The sequence below is a fragment of the Pseudomonas sp. LBUM1679 genome (assembly GCF_059695565.1).
In genome coordinates this window covers 6,356,214-6,372,038 of sequence record NZ_CP166774.1, presented here as the reverse complement: position 1 = coordinate 6,372,038, position 15,825 = coordinate 6,356,214, and the positions used below count along the sequence as shown (strand labels likewise).

General features: G+C 61.1%; 12 protein-coding genes, 1 tRNA gene and 1 pseudogene. 10 read left to right on the top strand and 4 right to left on the bottom strand.

Annotation, left to right across the window (positions count from 1 at the left end):
* The first annotated feature begins 75 nt into the window (after positions 1-75).
* The 3 genes from pnp to ACA062_RS29090 all read left to right on the top strand — a co-directional run bounded on the left by pnp (position 76) and on the right by ACA062_RS29090 (position 2,911).
* Positions 76-2,181 carry a polyribonucleotide nucleotidyltransferase gene (gene pnp / locus ACA062_RS29100; protein ID WP_497454112.1) on the top strand — a complete coding sequence of 702 codons (2,106 nt, stop codon included), beginning with the start codon at positions 76-78 and terminating at the stop codon, positions 2,179-2,181.
* A gap of 215 nt (positions 2,182-2,396) precedes the next feature.
* Positions 2,397-2,472 (top strand) — tRNA-Thr (locus ACA062_RS29095).
* Between the two features lie 133 nt (positions 2,473-2,605).
* Positions 2,606-2,911 (top strand): DUF6388 family protein, encoded by a 306-nt coding sequence (locus tag ACA062_RS29090; RefSeq protein WP_497454111.1) that lies wholly within the window; start codon positions 2,606-2,608, stop codon positions 2,909-2,911.
* 104 nt (positions 2,912-3,015) lie between these two features.
* On the opposite strand, the gene nadC is transcribed toward ACA062_RS29090, so the two are convergent.
* Positions 3,016-3,864: a carboxylating nicotinate-nucleotide diphosphorylase gene (gene nadC, locus ACA062_RS29085; protein WP_497454110.1), complete on the bottom strand. Its 849-nt coding sequence runs from the start codon at positions 3,862-3,864 to the stop codon at positions 3,016-3,018.
* 150 nt (positions 3,865-4,014) lie between these two features.
* Here nadC and ampD point away from each other — a divergent pair, with 150 nt between their 5' ends.
* The 4 genes and pseudogenes from ampD to ACA062_RS29065 all read left to right on the top strand — a co-directional run bounded on the left by ampD (position 4,015) and on the right by ACA062_RS29065 (position 7,750).
* Positions 4,015-4,575 (top strand): 1,6-anhydro-N-acetylmuramyl-L-alanine amidase AmpD, encoded by a 561-nt coding sequence (gene ampD / locus ACA062_RS29080; RefSeq protein ID WP_497454109.1) that lies wholly within the window; start codon positions 4,015-4,017, stop codon positions 4,573-4,575.
* On the top strand, positions 4,572-5,408 hold the full coding sequence (gene ampE / locus ACA062_RS29075) for a regulatory signaling modulator protein AmpE (protein ID WP_497454108.1): 837 nt from the start codon (positions 4,572-4,574) through the stop codon (positions 5,406-5,408). The genes ampD and ampE overlap by 4 nt, the downstream gene beginning before the upstream one ends.
* A gap of 344 nt (positions 5,409-5,752) precedes the next feature.
* Positions 5,753-6,892: pseudogene (locus ACA062_RS29070) on the top strand (HAMP domain-containing protein); the annotation flags it as partial.
* 144 nt (positions 6,893-7,036) lie between these two features.
* Entirely contained in the window at positions 7,037-7,750 is a 714-nt protein-coding gene (locus ACA062_RS29065) for a methyl-accepting chemotaxis protein (protein WP_497457509.1), read from the top strand.
* 80 nt (positions 7,751-7,830) lie between these two features.
* Here the strand turns inward: ACA062_RS29065 and ACA062_RS29060 are convergent, their stop codons facing one another.
* Positions 7,831-8,607: a TatD family hydrolase gene (locus tag ACA062_RS29060; RefSeq protein WP_497454107.1), complete on the bottom strand. Its 777-nt coding sequence runs from the start codon at positions 8,605-8,607 to the stop codon at positions 7,831-7,833.
* 3 nt (positions 8,608-8,610) lie between these two features.
* A complete protein-coding gene (gene cra, locus ACA062_RS29055; RefSeq protein ID WP_497454106.1) occupies positions 8,611-9,606 on the bottom strand; it encodes a catabolite repressor/activator in 996 nt (331 codons plus the stop codon).
* 299 nt (positions 9,607-9,905) lie between these two features.
* Between cra and ptsP the strand changes: the two genes are divergently transcribed.
* From ptsP to ACA062_RS29040, 3 genes are read left to right on the top strand one after another with little or no spacing between them, the layout of a single operon-like run.
* Positions 9,906-12,767, top strand: coding sequence for a phosphoenolpyruvate--protein phosphotransferase (gene ptsP, locus ACA062_RS29050; RefSeq protein ID WP_497454105.1), 2,862 nt, complete (start codon positions 9,906-9,908; stop codon positions 12,765-12,767).
* On the top strand, positions 12,767-13,708 hold the full coding sequence (pfkB, locus tag ACA062_RS29045) for a 1-phosphofructokinase (protein ID WP_497454104.1): 942 nt from the start codon (positions 12,767-12,769) through the stop codon (positions 13,706-13,708). The genes ptsP and pfkB overlap by 1 nt, the downstream gene beginning before the upstream one ends.
* Positions 13,709-13,719: 11 nt before the next feature.
* Positions 13,720-15,456 carry a PTS fructose-like transporter subunit IIB gene (locus tag ACA062_RS29040; protein WP_497454103.1) on the top strand — a complete coding sequence of 579 codons (1,737 nt, stop codon included), beginning with the start codon at positions 13,720-13,722 and terminating at the stop codon, positions 15,454-15,456.
* A 190-nt stretch (positions 15,457-15,646) separates the two neighbouring features.
* Here ACA062_RS29040 and ACA062_RS29035 read toward each other — a convergent pair whose 3' ends face one another.
* Positions 15,647-15,787 (bottom strand): hypothetical protein, encoded by a 141-nt coding sequence (locus ACA062_RS29035; protein WP_497454102.1) that lies wholly within the window; start codon positions 15,785-15,787, stop codon positions 15,647-15,649.
* Positions 15,788-15,825 lie beyond the last annotated feature (38 nt).

Sequence of the window (15,825 nt, the reverse complement as noted above, 5' to 3'; positions counted from 1 at the left end):
GGCCGATTCCCGGCGTTGCCCAAGAATTTCGCAAGAAAACAAGTTCCCCAAGAGCCACAAAGAAGGTAGGACACCGTGAACCCGGTAATCAAAAAATTCCAGTTCGGTCAGTCGACCGTTACCCTCGAGACTGGCCGTATCGCCCGTCAGGCCTCCGGCGCAGTATTGGTCACCGTTGACGACGACGTCAGCGTGTTGGTGACTGTGGTCGGCGCCAAGCAAGCCGATCCAGGCAAGGGCTTCTTCCCCCTGTCCGTTCACTACCAGGAAAAGACTTACGCTGCCGGTAAGATCCCTGGCGGTTTCTTCAAGCGCGAAGGCCGTCCTTCCGAGAAAGAAACCCTGACTTCCCGACTGATCGACCGTCCGATCCGTCCGCTGTTCCCAGAAGGCTTCATGAACGAAGTGCAGGTTGTCTGCACCGTCGTGTCCACCAGCAAGAAGACCGATCCGGACATCGCTGCGATGATCGGTACCTCGGCTGCGCTGGCTATCTCCGGCATTCCTTTCGATGGCCCGATCGGCTGTGCACGCGTTGCGTTCCACGAAAGCACCGGCTACCTGCTGAACCCGACTTACGAACAACAGAAAGCTTCGAGCCTGGACATGGTCGTTGCCGGTACGTCGGAAGCCGTGTTGATGGTTGAATCGGAAGCCAAAGAGCTGACCGAAGACCAGATGCTGGGCGCGGTACTGTTTGCTCACGACGAGTTCCAGGTTGTGATCAACGCCGTCAAAGAACTGGCCGCTGAAGCTGCCAAGCCGACCTGGACCTGGGCTCCTGCGCCTGAAGCCACTGCTCTGCTGGGCGCTATCCGTGCCGAGTTCGGCGACGCGATCTCCCAGGCTTACACCATCACCATCAAGGCCGACCGTTACGCTCGCCTGGGTGAGTTGAAAGACCAGGTTGTGGCCAAGCTGTCCGGTGAAGAAGGCCAGCCTTCTTCCAGCGAAGTCAAAGCTGCTTTCGGCGAAATCGAATACCGCACCGTTCGCGAAAACATCGTAAACGGCAAGCCACGTATCGACGGTCGCGACACCAAGACCGTACGTCCTTTGAACATCGAAGTCGGTGTTCTGCCTAAGACCCACGGTTCGGCTCTGTTCACCCGTGGCGAAACCCAGGCTCTGGTAGTCGCGACTCTGGGCACCGCCCGTGACGCACAACTGCTGGACACCCTGGAAGGCGAGAAAAAAGACCCGTTCATGCTGCACTACAACTTCCCTCCGTTCTCGGTAGGTGAGTGTGGTCGCATGGGTGGCGCCGGTCGTCGCGAAATCGGTCACGGCCGTCTGGCCCGTCGTTCGATTGCAGCCATGCTGCCGGCTGCCGACGTGTTCCCGTACACCATTCGTGTGGTGTCGGAAATCACCGAGTCCAACGGTTCGAGCTCCATGGCTTCGGTCTGCGGCGCTTCCCTGGCCCTGATGGACGCTGGCGTTCCGATGAAGGCACCGGTTGCCGGTATCGCCATGGGTCTGGTTAAAGAAGGCGAGAAGTTCGCCATCCTGACCGACATCCTGGGTGACGAAGACCACCTCGGCGACATGGACTTCAAAGTAGCGGGTACCGCCAAAGGTGTTACCGCGCTGCAGATGGACATCAAGATCAAGGGTATTACCGAAGAAATCATGGAAATCGCTCTGGGCCAAGCCCTGGAAGCGCGCCTGAATATCCTCGGTCAGATGAACCAGATCATTGGTCAGTCCCGCACCGAACTGTCGGAAAATGCTCCGACCATGATCGCGATGAAAATCGACACCGACAAAATCCGTGATGTCATCGGTAAAGGCGGCGCGACCATTCGTGCGATCTGTGAAGAGACCAAGGCTTCGATCGACATCGAAGACGACGGCTCGATCAAGATCTTCGGCGAAACCAAGGAAGCGGCTGAAGCAGCACGTCAGCGCGTTCTGGGCATCACCGCAGAAGCTGAAATCGGCAAGATCTACGTCGGCAAGGTTGAGCGCATCGTCGACTTCGGCGCATTCGTCAACATCCTGCCTGGCAAGGACGGTCTGGTTCACATCTCGATGCTGAGCGACGCTCGCGTTGAGAAAGTGACCGACATCCTCAAAGAAGGCCAGGAAGTGGAAGTACTGGTACTGGACGTGGACAACCGCGGCCGTATCAAGCTGTCCATCAAAGACGTGGCAGCGGCCAAGGCTTCGGGCGTTTAATCACTCCCCACGGCTGACCGTTTCAACGTTGTTGAGATGCCCCGCAGTGAAAGCTGCGGGGCATTTTTTTTGCTCTGTACAGAAAGATCAAAAGATCGCAGCCTGCGGCAGCTCCTACGTGCGTTCAATGTAGGAGCTGCCGCAGGCTGCGATCTTTTGCTTTTACAGTAAGTGAAGTTGCCTGACTCCATGGTCAGTGCTAGGTTTAGCCCACCGCCCGTGTAGCTCAGCCGGTAGAGCAGCGCACTCGTAACGCGAAGGTCGCAGGTTCGATTCCTGTCTCGGGCACCAGCGACACTTTGTTTTCAGATGATCCCGAATGGTTCTGAAGGCCAGATAAACCGGGTTTGCACGGTTTTTTGCGTCAGAGAGATCCTTGATGATCCAGATCCATCTTCCATTCCCCAAGATCAGAGAGAACGACATGACCGTTAAAGAATTGACTCAAGAAGCCCGGCACGAAGAAGCGCTGAAGAAATACTTGCTGGAATCCCCCCAGCTCGCTGAAGAGATCAAGGACTTGCCCGCCGATGATCAGAAAGACCAGATCCAGTGGGCGTTCGAGGATGAGGCGGAATCCCAGGGCTTGCAGCCGTGGGAGCTGACGCTCAAGTACACCTCGAGCCCTGAAGAGTTCGAGGCTGCGCGCCTGGTGCTGCACAAGGAGGCGGCCGAGGTGTTGGGCGTCGAGTGGGATGAGTACTGCGAGATGAATAATCTGGTGGTCTGACCCCTGTAGGAGCTGGCTTGCCAGCGAAGGCGGCCTCAAGCCTTGCTACGTCCTTGAGATCCCCATCGCCGGCAAGCCGGGCTCCTACAGGTTTGCTTCGCAAATCAGAGGCTCAGTCGCATCGACAGGTCCACTGCCTTCACATCCTTGGTCATCGCGCCGATCGAAATGTAATCCACCCCGGTCTGCGCAATCGGCAGCAGCGTGTTTTCGTTGATCCCGCCGCTGGCCTCCAGCTTTGCCTTGCCGCCGTTCAGGCGCACCGCTTCGCGCATGTCATCCAGGCTCAACTCATCGAGCATGATGATGTCGGCACCGGCCGCCAGCGCTTCTTTGAGCTCATCCAGGCTTTCCACTTCGATCTCCACCGGTTTGCCCGGGGCAATCTTGTGTGCGGCGCTGATGGCCTCGGGAATGCCACCGCAGGCGGCGATATGGTTTTCCTTGATCAAAAAGGCGTCATACAGCCCAATACGGTGATTGTGGCAACCGCCGCAGGTCACGGCATACTTCTGGGCCAGGCGCAGCCCGGGCAAGGTCTTGCGGGTGTCCAGCAGCTTCACCTGAGTCTGGGCAACGAAATCCGCCAGATCCTGCGCACGGGTGGCCACCCCCGACAGCAATTGCAGGAAGTTCAACGCGCAGCGTTCGCCGCTCAGCAGCGAGCGTGCCGGGCCTTCGAGGTGGAACAGCGCCTGATTGGGCTTCACCCGTTCGCCATCGCGCACTTGCCAATGCACGGCAACCCGCGGGTCCAGTTGCCGGAAAACCGCGTCGACCCACGCGGTGCCGGCGATGACGGCGGCGTCGCGAGTGATGATGGTGGCTTTGGCCAGACGTTCGGCCGGGATCAGCTGTGCGGTGATGTCGCCGCTGCCGATGTCTTCGCGCAACGCACGGCGCACGTTGGCTTCGATTTCGGCGGTCAGATCGGCGAGACGTAGATTCGGCATAACGGACTCCACAAACAAAGTGGTTCGATTATAGGGCCATGGCGGGGAGCAACCCAACCCTGCAACGGCTCAATCGCGGCAAGTGATCGCGCCCTGAGGGTCTATCGCGGCATACTGGGCGCCAACACAGTCGTCGTTGAAGGAATCTGTATGCAGTTGGACCCCGCGAGCGGTTGGTGTCAGGGCGTGAATGTGTGCCCATCGCCCAACTTCAATGCGCGCCCCCCGGGCGAAATTTCCCTGCTGGTGATCCACAACATCAGCCTGCCGCCGGCACAATTCGCCACCGGCAAGGTGCAGGAATTTTTCCAGAATCGTCTGGATGTCACGGAACATCCCTACTTTGCAGGGATCGCCGACCTGCGCGTGTCGGCGCACTTCTTGATCGAACGTGACGGCACTGTCACTCAGTTTGTCTCGTGTCTTGAGCGCGCCTGGCACGCTGGCGTCTCGATTTTTGAAGGTCGGGAAACCTGTAACGATTTTTCCGTGGGCATCGAGCTCGAAGGCACGGATGATCTGCCGTTCACCGATGCGCAATATGACGCGTTGACGGCCCTGACCCGGCAGCTGCAAAGCACCTTCACGGCCATCACCGCGCAGCGCATCTGCGGGCATAGCGACATCGCCCCTGGCCGCAAAACCGATCCGGGGCCAGCGTTCGACTGGGCACGCTATCGCGCCGCTCTGGAAAAAGAGGAACAACAATGAGTTTTCTGGTGTTGCTGTTGGCGGTCTGGATAGAGAAGTTCTCGGCCCTGCGCCATCGGGTCCAGCGTGATGGCGGTTGGGTGCGCGAACTGCACAAGCTTGAGGCCAGTGCGCGTCTGGTCAATCGGCCATGGCTGATCCTGGTGATGCTGGTGTTGTTGCCCGTGGCGCTACTGGGCTTGCTGTTGCTGGTGCTGGAGCCGGTGGCTTACGGTCTGCTGGCGTTGCCAGTGCATTTGCTGGTGGTGATTTACAGCCTGGGCCGCGGCGATCTGCTGGCCGGTCTCGGCCCGTTTCGCGATGCCTGGCGTCGGGAAGACCTGCAGGCCGCCGCCCACGTGGCGCAACGCGACCTGGGTATCTGCGCCGACAGCGCCGATCAGTTGCTGGAGCGGGTCCAGGGGCATCTGATGTGGGAGGCGTACCAGAGCTTCTTTGCGGTGATTTTCTGGTATTTCCTGCTGGGGCCGGTCGCCGCGTTGAGTTATCGACTGCTGGCGCTGGCCGAAGAACACGGGCAGAACCCGGCCGTGGTCGAGCGCGCGGCACAACTGCGTCACGCGTTCGATTGGGTGCCGGTGCGGTTGCTGGCGGCAAGTTTTGCCTTGGTCGGCAACTTTGTCGCGGTCAGCCGGGTGATGCTGCACGAGCTGCTGAACTGGAACATCAGCGCCGCCCGGTTGATCGAGAAGGTCGGACTGGTGGCGGGTGAAATTCCGGCGCCGGTGGTCGGACCGGATGGCATCAACAGCCTCGACCGGATCTGGGAATTGCTGCTGCGCGCGGCGGTGCTCTGGTATGCGGGGTTTGCGTTGTGGACCGTGTTGCCATAACTCAAACACACCTCTAAAGCGTACCCAATGTGGCGAGGGAGCTTGCTCCCGCTGGGGTGCGAAGCGCCCCCAAACTGCCACGATTGTTCGTCAGGAAAGCTTGTCGCCTGCTTTACGTCTGCTTCGCAGACGAGCGGGAGCAAGCTCCCTCGCCACAGGTTGTTCATCGGCCTGAAGACCGATATCCCGCCGTTAACCTTAAGTTACAAAACCTCCCGCCGATTTAAGTTATACAGAGACAGTATCGAATAGTGGCCATCTGCTCTCGATCCTCGCCTGAATAACAATAAGAAATCCAAGGGAGACTACCCGTGAAGAGCTTGCTCTATCCCGCCGTCGCGCTGATGAACCGCCTGAGTTTCGGCATGAAGTTCAGTCTGATCAGCGTACTGTTCCTCGTGCCGATGCTGGTGACCAACTTCTATCTGGTGCGCGATTCCTATCGCGAATTCCAGGACACCCGGGTCGAACTGCAAAGCCTCGACCTGCTGGGCAGCAGCCTGACGTTGCGGCGCGATCTGGAAACCCTGAACAACCTGGTGCAGATCTACGTCATCCTCGGTCAGTCCGGCAAGGCCAGCAATGTCGAGGGCAAAATCAATGCCCTGGAGCAACGCGTCCTGGCGCGGCTGCAAGGGTTGGCGGCGATGGCCACCGATCCAGAGCAGGTCACGGTTTTCGACACCAAGCGCGATGAAATGATTGTCGCGTTCAAGGCCCAGCAAACGGAAAGCTCCCAGCAGAGCAAAAGTGCACTGATCGGCAAGTTACTCGGCAATGCCCACATTTTCAGTCAGATCATCGCCAGTCAGGCCGGGCTTAGCCGTGACAATCAAAGCGACATGCGTCAGCTGAGCGAACTCATCACCAACGTCACGCCAATCGTCACCCAGACCCTGGGTGACGGCCGGGCGATGGGTGCTTATTCCTTGGGGCAGGGCTTTCTCAATTCATCGTCGAGCACCCGTTTCGACGAGCTGCTGGCACAGATCGAAAAGCTGCAGGCCGAGTACGGTTTGAAGTTGCAGGATGCGCTGGGCTCCAGCACAGCGGCACGGGAAACCCTGGCTACCCAGGCGGAGAGCAGTAAGGCGTCGCTGAAAAAAGCCAATGAACTGTTCGAAGAACAAGTGGTGATGGCCGAAACCCTCGATGCGCCATGGCAGGCGTTTTACGATCAGGTCACAGGCCTGATGGATCAGACTTATCAACTCAACGAAGCCACCCTGACGTTTCTGGGCACTCAATTGCAGCAGCGGCTGGATCAGAACCGCACTCACATGGTGTTGCAGGCTGTGGCGTTGTCGGTGGTGTTTGTATTGATTTTTTACCTTTACGGCGGCTTCTACGCGTCGACCCGCACCACGCTCAAACGCCTGGGCGCGATGATGGACAAGGTGGCGGCCGGCGACATGACGGTGACCTTCAATGCCAACAGTCGCGATGAACTGGGCGAGTTGGGCGAGGTGTTCAACGCCACCGTGAAGAAAATCCATGACTTGATCGAGCGGGTGGGGCAGACCGTCGGCGAGGTCGAGCGCCAGGCCGGGCAAGTCGAAAACGTCTCCACCCAGAGTAGCCAGGCAGTGGCAGGGCAGCGTTCGCAGATCGAGCAGGTCGCCACGGCCATGAACCAGATGTCGGCGACTTCTCTGGAGGTGGCGCGCAGTGCCGCTGCGGCAGTCAGCAGCGCCCACAGCGTCAACGACGAGACCCTCAGCGGTCGCGGGCTCGTGGAGTCCCAACAGGGCAGCATCGCTGCACTGGCCAACGAGATCGATCAGTCGGTGCGGGTGATCAATCAACTGGCCAGCGACAGCCAGTCCATCAGTCGCGTACTGGAAGTGATCAAAAGCATCGCCGAGCAAACCAATCTGCTGGCCCTCAACGCTGCCATCGAAGCCGCCCGGGCCGGTGAGCAGGGCCGGGGTTTTGCGGTGGTGGCGGATGAGGTCCGGACCCTGGCCAAGCGCACCCAGCAATCGACCGAAGAAATCGAGCAGATGATCGCCCGTCTGCACAGCGGTGTCGGCGCTGCAGTGAAGGCCATGGGTTCCAGCCATCAGATGGCCAGCGGCACCGTGGGGCAGTCGGAAAAGGTCCAGCAGGCGCTGGAAAATATTCTCGGTGCTGTCGGCATGATTGTTGACCAGAATCAGCAGATCGCTGCCGCGGTGGAGCAGCAAACCGCCGTTGCTCACGACATCGACCAGAACATCGTCGAGATCAACCGCGCCGGTGAGCGGACCGCCGAAGGTGCGCACCGGACCGAGGATGCCAGTCGTGTATTGTCGGCTCAGGTGGTGGAACTCAAACAGCTGATCAGTGCGTTCCGGGTTTGAAAATCAACCCGGCGCCAATGTGGGAGCTAGCTTTTGTGGCGAGGGGGCTCGCTCCCACAGGTGTTGCGTGAATCAGTGATTTACCAGTTGAACAACTCACAGGCATTGGCGGTGCTGGCGGCCGCCAGTTGCTCGGGGCTGACCGCCATAATCTCCGCCAGTGCCTCGCAGATCGCCGGCAAATGCGCCGGGCTGTTGCGTTGACCGGGAAACATGGCGGGTGCCATGTCCGGTGAGTCGGTTTCCAGTACCACCGACTCCAGCGGCAGTTCGGCAAGGACACGGTGCATACGCAGGGCCTGTGGCCAGGTCGCGGCGCCACCGAGACCGAGTTTGAAACCGAGCTTGATGTACTCGCGGGCCTCTTCCTTGCTGCCAGCAAAGGCGTGGATGATCCCCGCGCGTTTCAACTTGAACCGTTTGAGCGTGGCAATCATTGCCGCGTGGCTGCGCCGGACATGGATCAGCGCTGGCAGATTGAAGTCTTTTCCCAGCCCAAGCTGCGCCTCGAACAGCCCCTGCTGACGTTCGCGATCGAGGGTCTCGATGAAGTAATCCAGGCCGATCTCGCCCACTGCACACAACTGTCGATGACCGGATAACCGAGTCAGCCAGTCGCCGAGTTCTTTCAGGTCTTCAGGGCGATGGTCATCCAGATACACCGGGTGCAAACCGAACGCCGCATGCAGGTCGGGGTCGCTTTGCACCAGTGCCCAGACCCGCTGCCAGTTGCCCTGATACACGCCCAATACCACCATCCGCCGCACCCCGAGGGCGCGGCTCTCGGCCAGCAGCGCCTGGCGGTCCTCGTCGAAGTCCGGGAAATCCAGATGAGTGTGGCTGTCGATCAGCTCCACGATTCAGTCCTGGCGAATGCGCTGCTTGAAGGTGCGCGCGATGGCCTGCACGCCGGGTTGGTAATCGGACTGCTCGATGGCGGCCAGCGCCAGCGCCAGGGCCTTGTCGGCAATCAGTTGATGCTGTTGGGCCATGGCATTGACCGGCAATGGCAGGAAGTCCAGCAACTGCGTGTCACCAAAGGTTCCGAGGCGCAGCGGGCGGGACTTCAGCGGGAAATCGTGCAAGGCATCGAACACGCCCTGCAGCAGCACATAGGACGTGGTCACCAGCGCATCCGGTAAATGGCCCAGGCGCTGGAGCAATTCGTCCATCAACTGTTTGCCGCACTCGCGGCTGAACGACTCGCCGTGTTCGATCAGGATTTCGCCGTCAAACCCGGCCAACGCCTCTTTGAAACCGGCCGCACGCTCCTGGCTGATGCTCAGTTCCGGGCGGGCGCCGATCAGCGCGATCTGCTTGGGCAACGGCTCAAGCAGGCTGCGCGTGAGCTGCAGGCTGGCCTCGCGGTCATCGCTGATCACCGAGCAGAAATGCTCAGGCTCCATCACCCGGTCGATGGCGATGATCGGAATGCCCTTGGCTTGCAACTGACGGTAACTGTCATCACCGGCCGGCAGGCAGCTGGCGACGATCAGTGCATCGCAGCGTCGGGCGCGGAACAGTTGCAGCAACTGCCGTTCGCTGTCCGGCGCATCGTCGGAGCTGGCGATCAACAACTGATAGCCGCGCGCCCGGGCGCCTTGTTCCAGCAGTTTGGCGATCCGCGCGTAACTGGGGTTTTCCAGGTCCGGCAGGATGAAGCCCAGGGTACGGGTGTGCCGACTGCGCAGTCCGGCGGCCTGGGGGTTGGGCGTGAAGCCATGTTGTTCGACGACCGCGCGCACGCGTTCGACGGTGGCACTGCTGATGCGTTGCTGTTCGGCCTTGCCATTGATGACATAACTGGCGGTGGTAACGGACACACCGGCCAACTGTGCAATATCACTGAGTTTCAACCCGGGATTTCCTTGTTTTTTCGAGCGTGCCGCGACATTTTCGCCAATCCTACCCGATTCAGGCAGACGACCCTTGTCTCAACGCATCCGACAAGTTGGGCTTCAAGGATGAGACATTATCGAGTAACGTGCCAATCAATCTAGATTAAACGTTTCAGCAAGCGTATTTTCTACGTTTAAAGCGTATTTGGCCGGTTCTGCCGCAAAACTGCCAAACGGCTTCTGAAAAGGTCGTGCCAAGCGCCTAAGCTGAATCATTCACAACAATACCTGGTGCCCGGCACCAAAAAGGAGAAAGCATGCTCGAGCTCACCATAGAGCAGATTTCCATGGGCCAATCGGCTGTGGATAAGTCCACGGCGTTGAACCTGCTGGCCCGGCACCTGGTCGCCGATGGCCTGGTGGCCGAGGGTTATCTCGCCGGCTTGCAGGCGCGCGAAGCCCAGGGCTCGACCTTTCTCGGGCAAGGTATTGCCATCCCCCACGGTACTCCGGAAACCCGCGATCAGGTGTTTTCCACCGGCGTGCGGCTGATGCAGTTTCCCGAGGGGGTGGATTGGGGCGACGGTCAGATCGTCTACCTGGCGATCGGTATTGCGGCCAAATCCGACGAACACCTGCGCCTGCTGCAACTGCTGACCCGTGCCCTTGGCGAGACCGATCTGGGCCAGGCCCTGCGCCGCGCCAGTTCCGCTGAAGCCTTGCTGAAACTGCTGCAAGGCGCGCCGCAAGAGCTGGCGCTGGATGCACAGATGATCGGCCTCGGTGTGTCTGCCGATGATTTCGAAGAGCTGGTCTGGCGCGGTGCGCGTTTATTGCGTCAGGCCGACTGCGTGAGCAACGGTTTCTCCGCGGTGCTGCAACAGGTCGAAGCGTTGCCGCTGGGCGACGGCCTGTGGTGGTTGCACAGTGAGCAAACGGTCAAGCGGCCGGGCCTGGCCTTCGTCACCCCGGACAAGCCGATACGCTATCTCGGTCAGCCGTTGAGCGGTCTGTTCTGCCTGGCCAGCCTCGGTGAAGCGCATCAGGCGTTGCTGGAGCGGCTTTGTGCATTGTTGATCGAAGGTCGTGGCCATGAATTGGGTCGCGCCACCAGCAGCCGCAAAGTTCTCGAAGTGCTCGGTGGCGAACTGCCGGCGGACTGGCCGAGCGCACGCATCGCCCTGGCCAATGCCCACGGACTGCATGCGCGTCCGGCGAAAATCCTCGCGCAACTGGCGAAAAGTTTCGAAGGCGAAATTCGTGTGCGCATCGTCGATGGCCAGGACAGCGCGGTGTCGGTGAAGAGCTTGAGCAAGCTGCTCAGCCTCGGCGCCCGGCGTGGTCAGGTACTGGAGTTCATTGCCGAGCCAAGCGTGGCCGCCGATGCCTTGCCTGCGTTGCTGGCGGCCATCGAAGAAGGCCTCGGTGAAGAGGTCGAGCCGCTGCCGGCCGTGAGCCCGCAGCGTGAAGTGCTCACCGAGATTGCTGAAGTGTTGCTCGCGCCCAAGTCCGGCAGCCTGGTTCAGGCCATCGCCGCGGCGCCGGGCATCGCCATCGGCCCGGCGCATATTCAAGTGCTGCAAACCATCGACTACCCGCTGCGCGGAGAATCCGCCGCCATCGAGCGCGAGCGTCTCCAGCAGGCGCTGACGCAGGTGCGTCGCGACATCGAAGGCCTGATCGAGCGCAGCAAATCCAAGGCGATTCGCGAGATCTTCATCACCCACCAGGAAATGCTCGACGACCCGGAATTGACCGATGAAGTCGCCACCCGCCTCAAGCAAGGCGAAAGCGCCGAAGCGGCGTGGATGGCGGTGATTGAAGCGGCTGCCAAACAGCAGGAATCGTTGCAGGACGCCTTGCTCGCCGAACGTGCCGCTGACTTGCGCGATATCGGTCGCCGGGTACTGGCGCAACTCTGTGGTGTCGAAACCCCGAGCGAGCCCGAGCAGCCGTACATTCTGGTGATGGATGAAGTCGGCCCGTCGGACGTGGCCCGTCTTGACCCGACTCGCGTTGCCGGTATTCTCACTGCCCGTGGCGGTGCCACCGCCCACAGCGCAATCGTCGCCCGGGCACTGGGTATTCCGGCGTTGGTGGGCGCGGGTGCGGCGGTATTGCTGCTGGCGCCGGGCACGCCGTTGCTGCTCGATGGCCAACGCGGTCGCCTGCACGTGGACGCCGATGCTGCAACCTTGCAGCGCGCCACCGAAGAACGTGACACCCGCGAGCAACGCCTGACGGCCGCCGCCGAACAACGCCATCAACCGGCATTGACCACCGACGGCCACGCCGTGGAAGTATTCGCCAACATCGGCGAAAGCGCCGGCGTCATCAGCGCGGTGGAGCAGGGCGCCGAAGGCATTGGCCTGCTGCGCACCGAACTGATTTTCATGGCCCACTCGCAAGCGCCGGATGAGGCGACCCAGGAAGTCGAATACCGTCGCGTGCTCGATGGCCTGGCCGGTCGGCCGCTGGTGGTGCGCACCCTCGATGTCGGTGGCGACAAACCGCTGCCCTATTGGCCGATCGCCAAAGAGGAAAACCCGTTCCTGGGCGTGCGCGGCATTCGCCTGACCCTGCAACGCCCGCACATCATGGAGGCGCAATTGCGCGCTTTGCTCCGTGCGGCGGATAACCGTCCGCTGCGCATCATGTTTCCCATGGTCGGTAGCGTCGATGAGTGGCGTCAGGCGCGGGACATGACCGAACGCCTGCGCCTGGAAATTCCCGTGGCCGATCTGCAATTGGGCATCATGATCGAAGTGCCCTCGGCGGCCTTGCTGGCGCCGGTGCTGGCCAAGGAAGTCGACTTCTTCAGCGTCGGCACCAATGACCTGACCCAATACACCCTGGCCATCGACCGTGGCCATCCAACCTTGTCGGCCCAGGCTGACGGCTTGCACCCGGCGGTGCTGCAACTGATCGACATCACCGTGCGGGCCGCCCATGCCCATGGCAAGTGGGTCGGCGTGTGCGGCGAGCTGGCGGCCGACCCGCTGGCGGTGCCGGTGCTGGTCGGACTGGGCGTGGATGAGCTCAGCGTGTCGGGCCGCAGCATTGCCGAGGTCAAGGCGCGCATCCGCGAACTCAGCCTGGCCCAGACTCAAACCCTTGCCCAACAGGCCCTGGCCGTGGGCAGCGCGAATGAAGTGCGCGCATTAGTGGAGGCCCTGTAATGGCCAAGATCTTGACCCTGACCCTCAATCCGGCGCTGGACCTCACCGTCCAGTTGCCGCGCCTGGAACCCGGCCAGGTCAACCGTAGCGACGAGATGCACACCCACGCCGCCGGCAAAGGGGTGAACGTGGCACAGGTGCTGGCGGACCTTGGGCATCAGCTCACGGTCAGCGGTTTCCTCGGCGAGGATAATCTCCAGGCGTTCGAAACCCTGTTCGCCAAGCGCGGGTTTGTCGACGCCTTCATTCGCGTCCCCGGCGAAACGCGCAGCAACCTCAAACTGGCGGAACGCGATGGACGCATTACCGACATCAATGGTCCCGGCCCTCTGGTCAGTGAAGCGGCGCAGCAGGCATTGCTCGATCGACTGGATCAACTGGCGCCCGGTCATGATGCGGTTGTCGTCGCCGGCAGTCTGCCCCAAGGCATCAGCCCTGAATGGCTGCAGGCGTTGATTGTGCGTTTGAAAAACCTCGGGCTGAACGTGGCGCTGGACTCCAGCGGTGCAGCCTTGCGTGCCGGGCTCAAGGCCGCGCCGTGGCTGATCAAGCCCAACACCGAAGAGCTGGCCGACGTGCTCGGTTGCGAGGTGGTTTCGGTCTCTGCCCAGGCCGAGGCCGCGAGCCGCTTGCACGCTCAAGGCATCGAACACGTGGTGATTTCCAACGGTGCCGACGGGGTGAACTGGTTCAGTGTCGGTTCAGCCATGCATGCCACGCCGCCCAAGGTCAGCGTCGCCAGCACCGTGGGTGCGGGCGATTCGCTACTGGCCGGCATGCTCCACGGTCTGCTCAGCGCCGACACGCCTGAACAGACCCTGCGCACCGCCACGGCGATTGCCGCGATGGCGGTCACCCAGATCGGTTTTGGCATCGGCGACACCGCCCAGTTGGCACGGCTCGAACAGGGTGTGCGCATACGCCCCCTGACAGAACAATAAGAGGGTTAGTCATGAAGTTAGCCATTGTTACGGCCTGCCCGAACGGCATGGTCACCAGTGTGCTGTGCGCCCGGCTGCTCGATGCCGCAGCCCAGCGTCAGGGCTGGAGCACCAGCGTCGAAGTCGTCGATGCCGCGCATCCGGAACGTCAATTGTCGGCGGCCACGATCGAAGCCGCCGAGTGGGTACTGCTGGTGACCAGCGCACCGGTGGACCTGTCGCGATTCGTCGGCAAGCGGGTGTTCCAGAGCACGCCGGCCCAGGCCCTGCAAGATGTCGAAGCGGTGCTGCGCCGTGGTGCTGAAGAAGCCCAGGTATACGTCGCCCAGGCGGTCACCGAGCCTGCTGCTGTGGTCAAAAATGCACCACGCCTGGTGGCAGTGACTGCTTGCCCGACCGGCGTCGCGCATACCTTCATGGCTGCCGAAGCCTTGCAGCAGGCAGCCAAGCGCCTGGGTTACGACCTGCAAGTGGAAACCCAGGGCTCGGTCGGCGCGCGCAATCCGTTGAGCGCCGCCGCCATTGCCGATGCCGATGTGGTGCTGCTGGCGGCGGACATCGAAGTCGCCACCGAGCGGTTCGCCGGCAAGAAGATTTACCGGTGCGGCACCGGCATTGCGCTCAAGCAAGCCGAAGCGACGCTGAACAAAGCGCTGGCCGAAGGCAAGCAGGAAACGGCTGCAATGGGCGGCAAAGGCCCGGCCAAGCAAGAGAAGACCGGCGTCTATAAACACCTGCTGACCGGGGTGTCGTTCATGCTGCCGATGGTGGTGGCGGGCGGCCTGATGATCGCCTTGTCGTTTGTGTTCGGCATCACCGCGTTCAAAGAGGAGGGCACGCTCGCGGCCGCCCTGATGCAGATCGGGGGCGAGACCGCGTTCAAGCTGATGGTGCCGTTGCTGGCGGGTTACATCGCCTATTCGATCGCCGACCGTCCCGGCCTGGCACCGGGGATGATCGGTGGTCTGCTGGCCAGCACCTTAGGCGCCGGTTTTATCGGCGGGATCATTGCCGGCTTCATCGCCGGTTATGCCGCGCAGGCGATCAATCGCTATGCACGATTGCCGCAAAGTCTCGAAGCGCTGAAGCCGATCCTGATCATCCCGTTGCTGGCGAGCCTGTTCACCGGCCTGGTGATGATCTACGTGGTCGGCAAACCGGTGGCCGGGATGCTCACCGGGCTCACGCACTTCCTCGACAGCATGGGCACCACCAACGCGATCCTGCTCGGTGTGCTGCTCGGCGGCATGATGTGCGTCGACCTCGGCGGACCGATCAACAAGGCCGCTTACGCCTTCTCGGTAGGGTTGCTGGCGTCACAGAGTTATGCACCGATGGCCGCGACCATGGCCGCCGGCATGGTGCCACCGATCGGTCTCGGTATCGCCACCTTCATTGCCCGGCGCAAGTTCGCCCAGACTGAGCGCGAGGCCGGTAAAGCGGCGTTGGTGCTGGGGCTGTGCTTTATCTCCGAAGGCGCGATTCCGTTTGCCGCGAAAGACCCGTTGCGGGTGATCCCGGCGAGCATTGCCGGTGGTGCGCTGACCGGTGCGTTGTCGATGTACTTCGGCTGCAAACTCATGGCGCCGCACGGTGGTTTGTTTGTGCTGGCGATTCCGAATGCGATCAATCATGCCTTGTTGTATCTGCTGGCGATTGTGGCCGGGAGTCTGCTGACGGCGGTGGCGTATGCACTGCTCAAGCGGCCTGAAGTGGTGGAGTTGGCCATAGCGCCGGTCAACGCCTGACACACCCAAACCCTGTGGGAGCGAGCTTGCTCGCGATGACGGTTTAACATTCAACAAAAATAGTGACTGTTACGCCGCTATCGCGAGCAAGGGATCTGCTGTGTTGGCAGGTTTGAGTGTCATGCCTGAGCAAAGGTGCAAGAACCACAATATCTGACACTTGAGCATTCAAGTGCGGGACGCCCAAGGTTCACTCGTAACTGCTGAGATACAGCATTAGCTCTTTGGGAAGTTCAATCATGGCGAGACTCTCTATTGCCGTAACCTGGGCGGCGGATAGTAGGTAGCTTGCCATGGCATCCTCTTCTTCATGCCAAGCCATTATCGGCATCAGGGACTCCGTGGTAATGGTCCGGGACAAATCCACCT